Below are 15,810 nucleotides of genomic sequence, written 5' to 3' on the forward strand. Positions count from 1 at the left end.
GACGTTTGCCCGCAGTGACGCGGCTTTCCGCGGGATTCCGCCCGATTCCACTCACCCCAGGCGGTGCACCATCGTCTGCCTGAGCAGCCCGTTCTCGGTCACGACGAAACCCTCGCCGCGGTAAAGGGATGCCGCGAAGTTGTCGCGTTCGACGCTGAGGCTGAGTCGGCGGTGCCCCTGCGCCGCCGCATGCGCGATGAGCGCGCGCAGGAGCGTCCGCCCGACGCCGCGTCCCCGCCAGATCGGCCGGACTCCGATGATGAGCTCGGGAACGCCAGTGCCGACGTAACCGAGTCCCGGATCGCTGCGCGGGAGCATCCGATACCACGCGGCACCGATCGGAGAACCGGAGTCCTCGAGCGCGACGAATCCGGCATCCGCAGGACGCATCCAGCCCGCGATGTACCTGCGGTGCTCGGCGGATGCGACCACCTCGTGCCGCGGCCGCGCACCGCCTGATCGCCAGTTCGCCGCCTCGACGACCATGTCGGCGAGGAAGGCGGCATCCGCTTGAACAGCGGGGCGGAGCTGATGCGGGTCCGACATGACAGGAGCGTACTGAGCTCCTGTTACACCGTGATGACGCTCAGCAGTGAATGCGGATCCCGAGAGCCGGTCAGGCCTCGATGACGAGCGGGACGATCATGGGGCGACGGCGCAGCTTCTGGTTGACCCAGCGGCCGATCGTGCGACGCACGACCTGCGACAGCGCGTGCGTGTCGCGGACCCCGTTGCCGGATGCCTCCTTCAGCGCGGCGACGATCTTGGGGACCACGTCGTCGAACACAGCGTCGTCCTCGGCGATGCCGCGCGCGTGGATCTCGGGTCCGGTGATGATGCGGCCGGTCGCGGCATCCACCACGACGATGACCGAGACGAAGCCCTCCTCGCCGAGAATCCGGCGATCCTTCAGGTCGGCATCCGTGATCTCGCCGACCGTCGAGCCGTCCACGTAGACGAAGCCGAGGTCGAGCTGGCCGGCGACGCGCGCGTGCCCGTCTTTGAGGTCGATGACCGTGCCGTTCGACGCGATGATCGTGTTGTCCTCGGGGATGCCGGTGTCCTGGGCGAGCTTGGCGTTCGCGATCAGGTGCCGGTATTCGCCGTGCACGGGCAGCACGTTCTTGGGCTTGAGGATGTTGTAGCAGTAGATGAGCTCACCCGCTGCGGCGTGGCCGGACACGTGCACCTTGGCGTTCGCCTTGTGCACGACGTTCGCACCCAGGCGGGTGAGCCCGTCGATCACGCGGTAGACGGCGTTCTCGTTGCCGGGGATGAGGCTGGAGGCGAGGATCACGGTGTCGCCTTCGCCCACCTCGATGGCGTGGTCCAGGTTGGCCATGCGGCTGAGCACGGCCATCGGCTCGCCCTGCGAACCGGTCGACATGAACACGATCTGGTCATCGGGCAGATCGCGCGCCTTCTTGTAGTCGATCAGAACGCCATCCGGCACGCTCAAGTAGCCGAGCTGCTCGGCGATGGTCATGTTGCGCACCATGCTGCGTCCGAGGAAGGCGACACGGCGTCCGTTGGCGTGAGCCGCGTCGATGACCTGCTGCACGCGGTGCACGTGACTCGAGAAGCTCGCGACGATCACGCGCCGCGGCGCCTTGGCGATGACCTGATCGAGCACCGGGCCGATCGAGCGCTCCGTCGGGGTGAAGCCGGGGACGTCGGCGTTCGTGGAGTCCACCAGGAAGAGGTCGACGCCCTCTTCACCCAGGCGCGCGAAGGCGCGCAGGTCCGTGATACGGCCGTCCAGCGGCAGCTGGTCCATCTTGAAGTCACCGGTCGCGAGCACGAGGCCTGCCGTGGTGCGGATCGCGACGGCCAAGGCGTCGGGGATGGAGTGATTGACCGCGACGAACTCGAGGTCGAACGGACCGACTTGCTCCTGCTGGCCCTCCTTCACCGTGAGGGTGAAAGCCTTGATCCTGTGTTCCTTGAGCTTCGCCTCGACGAGCGCGAGGGTCAGGCCGGAACCGATCAGCGGGATGTCGTTCTTGAGGCGCAGCAGGTAGGGCACCGCGCCGATGTGATCCTCGTGGCCGTGCGTCAGGACCACGCCGACGATATCGTCGAGTCGGTCGCGGATCGGCTCGAAGTCCGGCAGGATCAGGTCGACGCCTGGCTGATGCTCCTCGGGGAAGAGCACGCCGCAGTCGACGATGAGGATCTTGCCGTCGATCTCGAACATGGTCATGTTGCGACCGATCTCGCCGAGACCGCCGAGCGGTGTGACGCGCAGGGTCCCTTCCTCGAGAGGTGCTGCGTCGGCGATCGGGATGGACATGCTGTCTCCTCTGTCGGGCGCGTCGCGCGCCCGGTCGTGCGTCAGGCGCACTCCGCGCCCGTGATGTCTCAGCGCGTCGTGCCGTGCACCTTCGGCAGCGCACCGCCGGCGGCCGCGTTGCGGTCGGGGCGGAAGTTGGAGAAGTCGGCGCCGGGCACGCCGGCGACGAGGGCGAGCTCGTCCTCGATGAGCGCGGCCTCCCACTCCTCCGGACCCACCAGGGGCAGTCGCACGCGCGGGCTGGAGATGCGTCCCAGACCGTGCAGGATGTACTTCGCAGACACCGTGCCTGGCACGTGGGTCATGACGGCGCGCACGAGCGGCTCGAGGCGCTTGTGCTCGGCGGTAGCCGCCGCCAGGTCGCCGCGGTTCACCGCGTCGACGATCGTGCGGTAGGGCGTCGCCGTGATGTTGGCGGTCACGCCGATGAGCCCGGTCGCGCCGATCGCGAGATGCGGCAGCGCGTTGGCGTCATCGCCGGAGAAGTACATCAGGTCGGTCTGGTTGAGCACGCGGCTCACTTCGCTGAAGTCGCCCTTGGCGTCCTTCACCGCGAGGATGTTCGGGTGCTTCGCCAGACGCAGGATCGTCTCGTATTTGATCGGCACGCCGGTGCGTCCAGGGATGTCGTACAGGATGACCGGGAGATCGGTGGCGTCGGCGACGAGGCGGAAGTGCGTCAGGATGCCGGCCTGGGTCGGCTTGTTGTAGTACGGCGTGACGATCATGATGCCGTCGGCGCCGGCCTTCTCGCTCGCCTTGTACAGCTCGATCGCGTGCGCGGTCTCGTTCGAACCGCCCCCGGTGATGATGCTGGCGCGACCGGAGGACACCGACTTGCCCACCTCGACGAGCTTGAGCTTCTCGGCATCCGTCAGGGTCGAGGTCTCGCCGGTCGTGCCCGTCACGACGACGCCGTCAGCACCAGCGGTGATGACGTCATCGATGTGCTTCTCGACGGCGGGCCAGTCGACTTCACCGTCGGCCGTCATCGGAGTGACGAGCGCGACGAGAACCTGTCCGAAAGGATTGCCCGAGTGCGTCATGCTCCCAGCGTATCGGTTCGGCACCGGCTCCTGTGCGGGGATACACTCGCCCGCATGACCTGGCAGACCGAGGATTCCCGCGTCGTGTACGAGAACCCGTGGATCTCGGTCCGAGAGGATGCGGTGGTCGGCCCAGGCGGCCGCGGGATCTACGGCGTCGTGACCATGCGCCACCCCGCCGTCTTCATCGTCGCGGTCGACGACGAGGAGCGCATCTGTCTCGTCGGCCTCGACCGGTACACAGTCGGTCGATCCCTCGAGATCCCGGCTGGCGGCACCGACGGCGAGGATCCGCTGGTCGCCGCGCAGCGGGAGCTCCGCGAGGAGACCGGGATGCAGGCCGCGCAGTGGGTGCCGCTGGGCACCGTGAACGCGCTCAACGGCGTCACGGTCGCACCGGAGCACGTCTTCCTCGCGCGCGGACTCACGCCAGCGGATGGCGGCGATGCCCGCTCCGAAGAGGGCATCGACGAGGTGTCCTGGGTGCCGTTCGACGAGGTGCTGCGGATGATCGCCGACGGCAGGATCACCGACGGCGAGACGGTCGCAGCGATCGCGTACGCGGGGATCCGACTGGGCCGATTCCGCTGAGTGCCGCGTGCAGCGCTGCCCCGTCTCCTCAGACGCGACCGCGTCGAGCGACGCGCGAGGTCAGCGACGCGGGGAGCACCTTCGTCAGCGCCACGATGGCCTTGTAACGCAGCGACGGGACGGACACGGCGCGTCCTCGTGCGGCATCCCTCAGACCCTCGCGCACCACGTCGGCGGCGTCCAGCCACATCGCGCGCGGGACGCCCTCCTCCCCCGGTGCGAGCCCCATGCGCTCGTGGAACGTCGTGTGCGTGAACCCCGGGCACAGAGCGGTGACGGTGACGCCGTCTCGCGCGTACTCCGCGTTCGCCCATCGGCTGAAGCCGATCAGCCAGGACTTGCAGGCCGAGTACGTCGACCGCGAGACGAAACCGGCGACCGAGGCGACATTGATGATGCGCCCGCCGCGACCCCGCATCACGCCGAGAGCGGCGTGCATGAGGCGCATCGCGACCTCGACGTGCAGGCGCAGGTGCCGCACCTCGTCGTCGATGTCGTTGTCCGCGAAGTGCAGCGGCAAGCCGAAGCCGGCGTTGTTGACGAGCAGGTCGACCGGGTGCGCGCGGTCGCCGAGTCGAGCGACGACACGAGCGAGGTCGACATCGTCGAGCAGGTCGGCCGCGAGCACCTCGACGGCCACCCCATCGCGCGCGCGCAGTTCGTCGGCGAGAGCATCCAGTGCTCCGCCGGAGCGGGCCACGAGAATCAGGTCGGCGCCTCGGTCGGCCAGCTGTCTGGCGAACTCGGCCCCGAGGCCGGCGCTCGCGCCCGTGATGAGTGCGGTGGGCATCAGCGCTCGTAGCGCAGGAAGCGGTAGCGGATGCCCGTGCGCGAGGTCTGCCAATCGCCCTCGGAGACGAGGCGCCAGCCCGTCTTGTCCGGTGCATGCGCATCGCCGTCGACGTCGAGATCGACCTCGGTGACCTCGAGGCGGTCTGCCTCGCCGATGGCCTGGGCGTAGATCTCCCCGCCCCCGATGACCCACACGCTGTCATGGCCGCGGACGGCATCCGCGAGATTCTTGGCGCGATGCGCGCCGTCGTCCGCCCAGTCCTGCTGGCGGGTGATCACGATGTTCTCCCGCCCCTCGAGCGGCCGGAACCGTTCAGGGAGCGAGTCCCAGGTCTTGCGTCCCATGATCACGGGCGCGCCGACGGTGATGTCCTTGAAGTGCGCCATGTCCTCCGGGATGCGCCACGGCATGCCACCCTCGGCGCCGATCACTCCCCCGCGCGCTTCGGCCCAGATCAGGCCGACCCAGGTCATACCGCGACCGCCGCACGGATCGGCGGGTGGTGCTGGTAGTCCTCGATCACGAAGTCCTCGTACGCATACTCGAAGACCGACTCCGGCTTCCGTGTGAAGCGCAGCTTCGGGTACGGGAACGCCTCGCGGGTGAGCTGCTCGCGGACCTGCTCGACGTGATTGTCGTAGATGTGGCAGTCGCCACCTGTCCACACGAAGTCGCCCGGCACCAGCCCGACCTGATGCGCGATCATCTGGGTCAGCAGCGCGTAGGACGCGATGTTGAACGGGACGCCGAGGAACAGGTCCGCACTGCGCTGATAGAGCTGGCACGACAGTCGGCCGTCGGCCACGTAGAACTGGAACAGCGCGTGGCACGGCGCGAGCGCCATGTCGGGGATGTCCGCCGGGTTCCACGCAGAGACGATCAGCCGGCGCGAATCCGGCGACTGCCTGATCTGCTCGATCACGTCGGCGAGCTGATCGATGTGACCGCCGTCCGGTGTCGGCCACGAACGCCACTGCACGCCGTAGACCGGGCCGAGATCGCCCGAGGCATCCGCCCACTCGTCCCAGATGGTGACGCCGTTGTCCTGCAGCCAGCGCACGTTGGAGTCGCCACGGAGGAACCAGAGCAGCTCGTAGGCGATCGACTTGAAGTGCACGCGCTTGGTCGTGATCAGCGGGAAGCCCTCCGACAGGTCGAAGCGCAGCTGCCTGCCGAACACGCTGACCGTACCCGTGCCGGTGCGGTCATCCTTGTGCGTGCCGGTCTCCAGCACCTCACGGAGCAGATCTTCATACGGCGTCGGGACGGCTTCGCTCATGCTCCACACGATACCGCCACACCACCGACACCGGCTCGTCCGTCACGCTTCGCAACAACGGCCCCTGGCCCGGCCGTCCGGCCGTACTCTCGATCCATGTCGCCTGCACTCGCCCTCGTGATCGCGGGAGCGCTGGTCGTGCTCACCGTCGTGACCGGCGTCGCGCTGCGGCTGCTCGACGGCCGACGCCGCGGCGGCGGAGATCGGCGATTCGATCCGGCGGACACGGACGGCGGATGGGGCTCCCGCGCGACGCTCGTCCAGTTCACCACCGAGATGTGCGCGCGCTGCCCGCAGGTGCGGCGGATGCTGGGCGGTCTCGCCTCCCGCGATGACGGGATCGTGCATGTCGAGGTCGACCTGACGCATCGTCCCGACCTGTCCAGCCGCTATCGGGTCCTCCAGACACCGACGACCTTCGTCGTCGACCGTTCGGGTGCCGTCCGCGCCCGATTCAACGGCGTGCCCCACCCGCATGCCCTCGCCGAAGCCCTCGCCGCCGTCTGAGACGCGCAGATCGGAGCAGCCATGTCGCCCACTTCTCCGCCCGCCGGCATCGACCAGCGCGGACCCCGATTCGCCGCGGGCATCACCGCCGTATTGCTGCTCATCGCCGTGGTCCTCAGCCTCGTCGACACATCGCTGCTGAGTTCCGGGCTCGTCCTCGTCGTCGTGATCGCGCTGCTGTTCCTCTGGGGCGTCGCGTGGCCGCGCACCGCGCCGTGGGGAATCGTCTTCCGTCGCTTCGTCCGATCACGGCTCGCCGCGCCCGCCGAACTCGAGGATCCGCGTCCGCCGCGATTCGCACAGGGCGTCGGCCTGTTCGTGACCGGGGTCGGGATCGTGCTGCACCTGCTCGGAGTTCCGCTCGCACTGCCGATCGCGGCGGCGGCGGCGTTCATGGCCGCGTTCCTGAACGCCGCGTTCGGCTTCTGCCTCGGCTGCCAGCTCTATCTTCTGCTGCAGCGTGCGGGAATCGTCGGACGCGAGGCGCCTGCGGCCTGATCGACCGGTTCCGCGTGCACGGCAGGGTCGATAGGCTGACGACACAGCCCGTCTGACCCTTCGGAGGAACATCATGCCCGTCACCAGTGAAGCCGCAACCACCTGGACCGGTTCCCTCGCGGAGGGATCGGGCACCGTGTCGTTCTCCTCGTCGCACCTCGGGACGTTCCCGATCGACTGGAAGGCGCGCAGCGAGGGCTCGGAGACGACCACGACTCCGGAAGAGCTCATCGCCGCCGCTCACGCGTCGTGCTTCAGCATGGCGCTCTCGCACGCACTGTCCGAGAACGGCACCCCGCCGGAGCGCGTCAACACCACGGCATCGGTCACCTTCAAGCCGGGCACCGGCATCACCGGCAGCCACCTGAACGTCAACGCGTCCGTCCCTGGACTATCGGCCGAGGCGTTCCAGGAGATCGCTCAGGGCGCGAAGACCGGATGCCCGGTGTCGCAGGCGCTCGCCGGTATCGACATCACGCTCGAGGCCACACTCGCCTGAGCATCCCGAGGGAGCGGCAGGGCCTACCTGCTCTGCTTCTCCACCCGGATCGCCTCCCGGATGCCGGCGCGGGCGTCCTTGCGGCGCCCCGCCGCATCCAGCACGACACCGAGACGGTACTGCGCGCGCCAGTCGTCCGGCGCGTCATCGGCGGCCGTGCGATAGCGCGCGACGATGCCGTCGGCATCCTCCTTGGCGAGCTTCCCGCTGGGAGTGAGTTCGGTCTCCGCCGCAGGCATGCCGCCCTCGGCGTCGAGCCGGCGTCCCAGCCGATCGGCCGAGATTCCGAACTGGATCTCGCGCACCAGCGCCCAGACGCCGATGAGCGGGAGGACGATCAGCGCGAGGCCCATCGCGATCGCGATCGGCTCGCCCGTGCTGATGTAGAGGTACGCCTGCTGGCCGGCGACGATGAAGTACAGGATCAGGCAGACGCCCATCAGGGCGACGCCGATGCGAGCGGTCACGACCGGGCTCGGATGCCGATGTCGACGATGTTCTCCAGCCCGACGACCACTCCCCGCGCACTCAGCGCAAACGGCACGGCGAGACGGATGCCGGGGGCGTACGCGAGCGCCGGTTCGACCGTGTCGTGGGTGAAGGTCAGGGACTCGCCGGGGCCGGAGAGCACGACGTCCTGACGGGCGATGATGCCCGGACGCCGCAGCGAATGGATCGGGACGCCGGCGACCTGCTGGCCGCGCGCGCGCTGGTCGACGTGCGGGGCGCTCACGGGCCCCTGCTCGACGCGCGCGGCGGCGATCAGCTCTGCCGTGCGCACCGCGGTTCCGCTGGGCGAGTCGATCTTCGTGTCGCGGTGCGCCTCGACGATCTCCGCCGAGTCGAAGAACGGCGCGGCCGCCGCGGCCAGTGCTGAACCGAGCACCGAGCCGAGCGAGAAGTTCGGGATGAACACCGCACCGGTCTCGGCGGCGTCCACCAGAGGGCGCACCAGGGCGATGCGCTCGTTCGACCATCCGGACGTGCCCACGAGCACGTTCAGACCGCGATCGACCGCCGCACGCACGACGTCGACGCTCACCTGCGGAGTCGAGGCGTCGACGACGAGGTCGGCGCCGTCGAGTTCGGCCCAATCGCTCGTCGAGGTGAGAACGCGGGTGACCTGGAAGCCGTCCAGCTCATCGATCACGGTGCGGATGATCGAACCGAGCTTTCCGGTTCCGCCGACGAGTGCTACCTGCTTGGTCATGCTCCCAGTCTATTTCGCGGGGCGGGCAGCCGATCACGCGGCGCGACAGCATCCGATCGTCGCGTGCCGATTTCCAGATGGTGGACGGTGGATGCGGCGTGTCGCGCCGTCGCCATGCCGGCGGATGCCGAGTGCATCCGGAAGTCGGCACTTCGCGACGCCGGTAGCGTTGATCCATGCTCGAATTCCGTGCCGCATCCCCCGCTGATCCCGAATCGCACGCGATCCTCGTGGAGTACTTCGCGCTGCGCGCAGCGGAGTTCCCCGGCGGCGCGTACACGCCGACGTTCCCGACGCCCAGCGCCTTCGAGCCGCCCGCCGGTGTCTTCCTGCTCGCGGGTCCAGAGGGCGCGGCCGTCGGGTGCGGCGGCATCCGACGACTGGGCGATGCGGATGCCGGCATCCGCTACGAGGTCAAGCACCTGTTCCTGCGGCCGGAGACCCGCGGCAAGGGCTGGGGCCGCGTGATCCTCGAGGAGCTCGAGCGCCGGGCCAGGCAGTGGGGCGCCGGTGACCTCGTGCTCGACACGCACCACACCCTCGAGGCCGCCGGCGCGCTCTACACGCGCAGCGGGTTCGAGGAGATCGAGCCGTACAACGACAACCCGAACGCGACGCGCTGGTACCGCAAGCGGCTCGGCTGAATCCGGGTCAGACCGGAACGGCGTCCGGGAGGCCGGTGCGCAGTTCGACCGGAAGATGACCCAGGTCGTTGTGGGTCAGCAACGTCCACGGCCTCCCCTGCTTCTGCGCGATGACCGTCAGACCGCAATGCGCCTGATTCAGCGTCATCCATCGCCACTCGGGCGCGCCGAGGACTTCGCGTACGAACCACGAGATCACGAAATTGTGGGTGATGAGCACCTCGTGCACGTCGCCCTGCTTGCGCACCAGGAACTCGTTGACCGCGTCGGCCATCTGAGCCCCGCCGGCCTCGATCTCCGCATCCGTGACCGCGCCGAAGAACGGCTCGAACGCGGCAGGAGTGTCCTCCGTGAGCCCGGTGGGCACGCAGTCGAACAGCAGAGCGGACGGCTCAGGGTCGACGGCGGGCAGTCGCGCCGCGATCGCGCGCGCCGTCTCGGTCGCCCGCACCAGCGGCGAATGCCACACCGCGTCGAGCGGGAGTCCGGACAGTCGGTCGGCGATCAACTCCGCCTGCCGCTGCCCCCGAGGAGAGAGGGGTCCGTCATCGACACCGTGCTCGGCATCCTGATGTTCGCCATGTCTGACCAGATAGATGTAGTGCGTCACAACCCGCTCGCTTCTTCGCCCGCCACCTTCGGCCGGCCTGTTCAGCCTAGCCGAGCGGGCAGGATGATCAGTCGCCCGCGCGGGTGAGGTCGGAGATCTGCTGACGCGTCAGCGCGACACCGGCGCCCTGCATCAGTTCGTCGACGTGCTGCACGGCGAACGTGTTCACGATGGGTGCGATCACGGTGCGCTGCGCGAGCAGCCACGCGATCGAGACCGCCGCGACGGGAACCTGCACGTCGCTCGCCACCTGGTCGAGCGCCTTCAGGATGCGGTTGCCCCGACGGTTCAGATGCTCGCGCAGCTGCAGTCCGCGCACGCCCTGCGAGGCGAGTGCCTTGCTGCGGTGGCGGCCGGAGAGGAAGCCGTGCTCGAGGGCGTGGGACGGCGTCACCGCCAGCGTCTGCGCGCCGGCGACCAGCCGCATGTCGCCCTCGAATGGCTGGCGGCGCACGAGGTTGTACGGCGCATCCAATGCCTCGATCCGCGGGTACCCGGCGGATGCGAGGATGCGCGCTTCGACGAGGCGCTCCGGGCTGAATCCGAATGCCCCGACCGAGCCGATCTTGCCCGCCTCGCGCAGCCACTCCACGGTCGCCAGCGTGTCCTCAATGTTCGTCGTCGCGTCGAACGTGGCATCCAGGTAGAGCACGTCGATGCGATCCACGCCGAGCCGGGTGAGCGATCCCTCGACCGCGCGCACCAGGTTGACGGAACCGAGACCTGGGTTGTCGGCGTGCGATCCGATCCGCGCGCTGAGCACGATGCCGTCACGGCGCCCGCGTGAGCGCAGCCACTGACCGATGATGTGCTCGCTGCGGCCACCGGAGAATCCGTCGGCCGTGTGCACAGCGTTGCCGCCGAACTCGACGTAGCGATCGAGGATGTCGTGACTGGTCTCGAGGTCGACGTTCCAGCCGAACTCGGCAGCGCCCAGCATGAGGGGGAACGTCTCGAATCCGGTCTCTCCCAGCGGGACCCGCATCGTCTCGCCGACGCCGGGTCCGACCACGGGGATCGGCGCGGACGGGTGCTGCGCATGCGCGCTCTCGGCCACCTCGGGTGTCCCGACGGTACCGACGCCGAATATCCGCATGCTCTCACCCCCGCGAGTCGACCTGCATTGTCATGCGCTGTAGCACCCCCCGGTGCTTTCCTTACGAGAGTAAAGGACGATCCCGCCACGGCCCGCCGATCCGGCGAACGCCAGGCGAATTCGACATAACGTTTTCATCACGTCGGATACGACGAAGACCCGGATCCTCTCCTCGGCGGAGCGGATCCGGGTCTTCGATCGATCAGAGGATCAGGCCTCGGCGGCCTCCGCCTCCGGTGCTGCATCGGCAGCGGGAGCGTCGTCCAGAACGGGCTCCAGCGACAGCTTGCCGCGGTCGTCGATCTTCGTGATCTTCACGAGGATCTTCTGTCCGACCGAGAGCACGTCGTCGACGTTCTCGACGCGCTTGCCACCGGCGAGCTTGCGCACCTCGGTGACGTGCAGCAGGCCGTCCTTGCCCGGAAGCAGCGAGATGAAGGCGCCGAAGGTGGCGATCTTCACGACGGTGCCGAGGAACTGCTCACCGACCTCGGGGTTGGTCGGGTTCGCGATCGCGTTGACCTGGGCACGGGCGGCCTCGGCCGACGGACCATCGGTCGCGCCGATGTAGACGGTGCCGTCCTCCTCGATGGAGATCTGCGCGCCGGTCTCGTCCTGGATCGCGTTGATCGTCTTGCCCTTCGGGCCGATCAGCTCGCCGATCTTGTCGACCGGGATCTGCACGCTGATCACGCGCGGAGCGGTCGGCGCCATCTCGTCCGGGGTGTCGATCGCCGCGTTGAGCACGTTCAGGATCGTCAGACGTGCATCCTTCGCCTGCGTCAGAGCGCCCGCGAGGACCTCGGACGGGATGCCGTCGAGCTTCGTGTCCAGCTGGATGGCCGTGACGAACTCGCTCGTGCCCGCGACCTTGAAGTCCATGTCGCCGAGGGCGTCCTCGGCGCCGAGGATGTCGGTCAGCGCCGCGTAGCGCGTCTGGCCGTCGACCTCATCGGACACGAGGCCCATGGCGATGCCGGCGACGGGCGCGCGCAGCGGCACACCCGCGTTCAGCAGCGACAGGGTCGACGCGCAGACGGAGCCCATCGACGTCGAACCGTTGGAGCTGAGAGCCTCGGACACCTGACGGATCGCGTAGGGGAATTCCTCGCGGCTGGGCAGCACCGGTGCGAGTGCGCGCTCGGCCAGGAAGCCGTGCCCGATCTCGCGACGCTTCGGCGACCCGACGCGGCCGGTCTCACCGGTCGAGTAGGGCGGGAAGTTGTAGTGGTGCATGTAGCGCTTGCTCGTCGTCGGGGACAGCGAGTCGATCTGCTGCTCCATCTTGAGCATGTTCAGCGTGGTGACACCCATGATCTGGGTCTCGCCGCGCTGGAAGATGGCCGAGCCGTGCACGCGGGGAATGACCTGCACCTCGGCATCCAGCGGACGGATGTCGGCCAGACCGCGACCGTCGATGCGGATGCTGTCGGTGAGGATGCGTCCGCGGACGATCTTCTTCGTGACCGACTTGTACGCGGCCGAGAACTCGAGCGTCGCGACGGCCTGCAGTTCGCTCGCCTCGACGGCGGCGATCAGCTCGGCGTGGACGCGCTCCTTGATGGCGTCGTCAGCGCTCTGACGCTCCTTCTTGTCAGCGATCTGGTAGACGCCGACGAGGTCGTCGTATGCGCGCTGCGCGACGAAGTCGTAGGTCTCCTGGCTGTACGGCAGGAAGACCGGGTAGACACCCGGCTCCTTGGATGCCGTTGCTGCCAGCTCGGCCTGAGCCTTGACCAGCTGCGCGATGAAGGGCTTCGAGGCTTCGAGACCCTGCGCGACGACCTCTTCGTTGGGCTTGGTGGCGCCGCCCTTGATCAGGTTCCAGCTGTTCTCGGTGGCCTCGGCCTCGACCATCATGATCGCGACGTCTTCGGAGCCATCGGCCTTGGTGACCACGCGACCGGCGACGATCAGGTCGAACACTGCCTCCGAGACCTGCTCGGCGGTCGGGAAGGCGACCCACTGGTCGGCGTGCTGGCCGCCACCGGGGATGAACGCCAGGCGGACGCCGGCGATCGGTCCAGAGAACGGCAGACCCGAGATCTGGGTCGAAGCGGATGCCGCGTTGATCGCGAGCGCGTCGTAGAACTCGCCGGGTGCGATCGACAGGACGGTGATGACGATCTGGACCTCGTTGCGCAGGCCGTCGACGAACGACGGGCGCAGCGGACGGTCGATCAGACGGCAGACGAGGATCGCCTCGGTGGAGGGACGGCCCTCACGGCGGAAGAACGAGCCGGGGATCTTTCCTGCGGCGTACGAGCGCTCTTCGACGTCGACCGTCAGCGGGAAGAAGTCGAAGCCCTCGCGCGGGTGCTTGCCCGCCGAGGTCGCCGACAGCAGCATGGTCTCGCCGTCGAGGTAGGCCGCAACCGAGCCCTGAGCCTGCTGAGCAAGGCGTCCGGTCTCGAAGCGGACGGTGCGGGTGCCGAAGCGGCCGTTGTCGAGAACGGCCTCGGTGGCGGTGATTTCAGGACCTTCCAAGAGGTCTCTCCTTCTTTGTTTCCTCTCGCGGGTCCGTGTGATCCGCGAGCGTGCATCGGAGTGAAGACGGAGAGTCCGGGCGCGCGGGCATTCCCGCGAATCTCACCTGCGCTGGCCACCAGTAGAAGACCACCCGACGCGTCTCGCCGAGGAACCCACCACAGGGGACCAGCTTCTCACCGGTTCCACTCCCTGCCAGCCTACCAGCGAGGGCGGCGAATCCCGCGATCACAGCGGGATTCCGCGCCCGGCGTTCACCGCACACGCGCTTCGCGCAGGCTCGTCGAGCGACCGATGTACACGTAGTCGTCGTGCTTGGCGACTCGGCCGTCTCCGGCCACGCGACCGCGCATCCGGCGCCACGCCCAGGGCAGCGCGTGCTCGCGCCACCATGCCGCCCTCGTCGTCGGCTCGGCGTCGTGCAGCACGGCATCCAGAGCCCCCAGCGTCTCCGCGTGCGGAACGTCGAGGATCTCACCGGCCCGATACGCGAGGAACCGATGCCCTCTGCTGCCGAGGTGGACGAGATCCTCGCCCCAGTTCGACCGGTCAGCGAGCGAGCCGTGCAGATCGGTGTCCAGCAGCATCGCACCGGTGCGATCCGCGACGGCGGCGAGCGCGCTCGCGAAGGCGGCGAACCGCCGGGCGAACATTCCGGCAGCACGTCGGTCGGGGAGGAAGGGCGTCAGCAGCAGCACTTCGGCGCCATCGGACCGCAGGGTCCGCACGGCCTCCTCGACCCGGGCGGCGAGCGCCGCGATGTCGGCGCGCGAGCGGACGAGGTCGTTCGCGCCGACGAGGATCGAGACGAGATCCGGCCGCAGCTCCCGCGCCCGCTGCAGTTGCTCGCCGCAGACGTCGTCGACGCGTCGTGAGCGCACCGCGAGGTTCGCGTAGTGCAGCCCTCCGCGTGCGGCCAGCAGCAGGGCGAGACGGTCGGCCCATCCGCGCAGCGCGCCATCGGGTGCCGGATCGCACAGCCCCTCAGTGAGCGAGTCCCCCAGCGCCACGTAGCGCGTCCACCGCCGGGCAGGATAGGTCGTGACGGGTTCCGGCCGACGCGCCCGCGGCGAGCGCAGCGAATCGTCCACCCGATGCAGCGCTGCCGCGTCGTCGAAGTGCCCCAGCAGCTGCGCGCACACCGCAGCCCAGGTGCGCCCGGTCACCGCCTGCCGTCCGGCTTCGCCGAAAGCGCGTCGCTTGCGCGCATCGCCGGCGAGGTCGGCCACGCGCATGCGCAGGTCGTCCAGGTCGCCCGGCCGGTACAGCCAGCCGTCGATCCCCATGCGGACCAGATCCCGCGGTCCTCCGCGCCCTGTGGCCACGATCGGCACTCCGCTCGCGTGCGCCTCCTGCAGCGTCTGCCCGAACGTCTCGCTCTCCCCCGGGTGCACGAACACGTCGAACGACGCCATCGCGACCGCGAGTTCGTCGCCGTCCAACTGCCCGAGGAACAGCGCCCGCGGCAGGGCGGCCTCCAGGCGCACCCGCGCCGGCCCGTCGCCGACGATCACCAGACGCACGCCGGGGATGTCCTGCAGCACCTTGAGGTCCTCGACCTGCTTCTCCGCCGCCAGCCGCCCGACGTACCCGACCAGGACATCGTCGGCCGCGGCGCGCTGCCACCCTGCATCCCTGCGCTCTGGGTGGAACCGCTCGGCATCGACGCCCCTGCCCCACCGACGGATCCGGTCGACGCCGAGCGTGTGGAGCTGCTGCTCGGATTCCGTCGATGGCGCCAGCGTGAGCGTCGCGCGCCGGTGCAGCCGCACGATGTGATTCTGCGCGAAGGCGGTGGTGGCTGCCAGCCGGTAGCGCTCGGTGTAGGCCGCGACATCGGTCTGATAGGCGGCGACGGCCGGGACACCCAGTCGCCCTGCCGCGAGCACTCCGCGCCAGCCGAGCGCGAACGGCGACGCGAGGTGGACGACATCGGGACGGAAGCGCTCCAGCGACGCCGCGACACGATGCGCGGTGACGGCGCCGACGCGGACGTTGCGATAGCCGGGGAGTGCGAGGCTCGGGACCGGCTCGACACGCGCGCCGAAGAGGGACTCGGGGATGCCGACGGCATCAGGGGCGAGCACGTGGGCGGTGTGCCCCTCGCGCTCGAGGTGACGCAGGATCTGCATGACAGATCCCGTCACACCGTTCATGTGCGGCAGGAAGGATTCGGTCACGATCGCGACTCTCACGGTGCCAGGATGCCGCGCCGCAGCGCCTCGAACCGCCGACCGCACCCTTGGTCGCGGAGAGT

17 protein-coding genes are annotated in these 15,810 nt (G+C 68.9%); 5 read left to right on the forward strand and 12 right to left on the reverse strand.

Annotation, left to right across the window (positions count from 1 at the left end; all coding sequences use genetic code 11):
• Window positions 1-51 precede the first annotated feature (51 nt).
• From ACWAT3_RS14155 to dapA, 3 genes are all read right to left on the reverse strand, one after another.
• Window positions 52-546: a GNAT family N-acetyltransferase gene (locus tag ACWAT3_RS14155; protein ID WP_460799430.1), complete on the reverse strand. Its 495-nt coding sequence runs from the start codon at window positions 544-546 to the stop codon at window positions 52-54.
• A gap of 70 nt (window positions 547-616) precedes the next feature.
• Window positions 617-2,293 carry a ribonuclease J gene (locus ACWAT3_RS14160; RefSeq protein WP_460799431.1) on the reverse strand — a complete coding sequence of 559 codons (1,677 nt, stop codon included), beginning with the start codon at window positions 2,291-2,293 and terminating at the stop codon, window positions 617-619.
• A 68-nt stretch (window positions 2,294-2,361) separates the two neighbouring features.
• Entirely contained in the window at window positions 2,362-3,339 is a 978-nt protein-coding gene (gene dapA / locus ACWAT3_RS14165) for a 4-hydroxy-tetrahydrodipicolinate synthase (protein ID WP_460799433.1), read from the reverse strand.
• Between the two features lie 54 nt (window positions 3,340-3,393).
• On the opposite strand from dapA, the gene ACWAT3_RS14170 reads away from it, so the two are divergent.
• Window positions 3,394-3,930, forward strand: a complete 537-nt coding sequence (locus tag ACWAT3_RS14170) for an NUDIX domain-containing protein (protein WP_460799434.1) — start codon at window positions 3,394-3,396, stop codon at window positions 3,928-3,930.
• Between the two features lie 28 nt (window positions 3,931-3,958).
• Here ACWAT3_RS14170 and ACWAT3_RS14175 read toward each other — a convergent pair whose 3' ends face one another.
• From ACWAT3_RS14175 to ACWAT3_RS14185, 3 genes are read right to left on the reverse strand one after another with little or no spacing between them, the layout of a single operon-like run.
• Window positions 3,959-4,720, reverse strand: coding sequence for an SDR family NAD(P)-dependent oxidoreductase (locus ACWAT3_RS14175; RefSeq protein ID WP_460799436.1), 762 nt, complete (start codon window positions 4,718-4,720; stop codon window positions 3,959-3,961).
• Entirely contained in the window at window positions 4,720-5,196 is a 477-nt protein-coding gene (locus ACWAT3_RS14180; RefSeq protein WP_460799437.1) for a dihydrofolate reductase, read from the reverse strand. The genes ACWAT3_RS14175 and ACWAT3_RS14180 overlap by 1 nt, the downstream gene beginning before the upstream one ends.
• Window positions 5,193-6,002, reverse strand: coding sequence for a thymidylate synthase (locus ACWAT3_RS14185; RefSeq protein WP_460799439.1), 810 nt, complete (start codon window positions 6,000-6,002; stop codon window positions 5,193-5,195). Before ACWAT3_RS14185 ends, ACWAT3_RS14180 begins: the two co-directional genes overlap by 4 nt.
• Window positions 6,003-6,098: 96 nt before the next feature.
• On the opposite strand from ACWAT3_RS14185, the gene ACWAT3_RS14190 reads away from it, so the two are divergent.
• From ACWAT3_RS14190 to ACWAT3_RS14200, 3 genes are all read left to right on the forward strand, one after another.
• The gene (locus tag ACWAT3_RS14190) at window positions 6,099-6,509 is read left to right on the forward strand and encodes a thioredoxin family protein (protein WP_460799441.1); all 411 of its coding nucleotides are present in this window, start codon (window positions 6,099-6,101) and stop codon (window positions 6,507-6,509) included.
• Window positions 6,510-6,530: 21 nt separating this feature from the next.
• A complete protein-coding gene (locus tag ACWAT3_RS14195) occupies window positions 6,531-7,007 on the forward strand; it encodes a DUF4395 domain-containing protein (protein WP_460799443.1) in 477 nt (158 codons plus the stop codon).
• A gap of 73 nt (window positions 7,008-7,080) precedes the next feature.
• A complete protein-coding gene (locus ACWAT3_RS14200) occupies window positions 7,081-7,506 on the forward strand; it encodes an OsmC family peroxiredoxin (protein WP_460799445.1) in 426 nt (141 codons plus the stop codon).
• Between the two features lie 23 nt (window positions 7,507-7,529).
• Here ACWAT3_RS14200 and ACWAT3_RS14205 read toward each other — a convergent pair whose 3' ends face one another.
• Window positions 7,530-7,973 (reverse strand): hypothetical protein, encoded by a 444-nt coding sequence (locus tag ACWAT3_RS14205; RefSeq protein ID WP_460799447.1) that lies wholly within the window; start codon window positions 7,971-7,973, stop codon window positions 7,530-7,532.
• Window positions 7,970-8,716 (reverse strand): 4-hydroxy-tetrahydrodipicolinate reductase, encoded by a 747-nt coding sequence (gene dapB / locus ACWAT3_RS14210; protein ID WP_460799449.1) that lies wholly within the window; start codon window positions 8,714-8,716, stop codon window positions 7,970-7,972. Before dapB ends, ACWAT3_RS14205 begins: the two co-directional genes overlap by 4 nt.
• Before the next feature lie 176 nt (window positions 8,717-8,892).
• Here dapB and ACWAT3_RS14215 point away from each other — a divergent pair, with 176 nt between their 5' ends.
• Window positions 8,893-9,360, forward strand: coding sequence for a GNAT family N-acetyltransferase (locus ACWAT3_RS14215; RefSeq protein ID WP_460799450.1), 468 nt, complete (start codon window positions 8,893-8,895; stop codon window positions 9,358-9,360).
• Window positions 9,361-9,367: 7 nt separating this feature from the next.
• On the opposite strand, the gene ACWAT3_RS14220 is transcribed toward ACWAT3_RS14215, so the two are convergent.
• From ACWAT3_RS14220 to ACWAT3_RS14235, 4 genes are all read right to left on the reverse strand, one after another.
• Window positions 9,368-9,970, reverse strand: a complete 603-nt coding sequence (locus ACWAT3_RS14220) for a histidine phosphatase family protein (protein ID WP_429456589.1) — start codon at window positions 9,968-9,970, stop codon at window positions 9,368-9,370.
• Between the two features lie 67 nt (window positions 9,971-10,037).
• Window positions 10,038-11,066, reverse strand: coding sequence for an aldo/keto reductase (locus ACWAT3_RS14225; protein WP_460799453.1), 1,029 nt, complete (start codon window positions 11,064-11,066; stop codon window positions 10,038-10,040).
• A gap of 210 nt (window positions 11,067-11,276) precedes the next feature.
• Window positions 11,277-13,553, reverse strand: coding sequence for a polyribonucleotide nucleotidyltransferase (locus tag ACWAT3_RS14230; protein WP_460799454.1), 2,277 nt, complete (start codon window positions 13,551-13,553; stop codon window positions 11,277-11,279).
• Window positions 13,554-13,807: 254 nt separating this feature from the next.
• On the reverse strand, window positions 13,808-15,733 hold the full coding sequence (locus ACWAT3_RS14235; protein WP_460799456.1) for a GDSL-type esterase/lipase family protein: 1,926 nt from the start codon (window positions 15,731-15,733) through the stop codon (window positions 13,808-13,810).
• Between the last annotated feature and the right edge of the window lie 77 nt (window positions 15,734-15,810).

This window comes from Microbacterium sp. GXF0217, assembly GCF_054798195.1.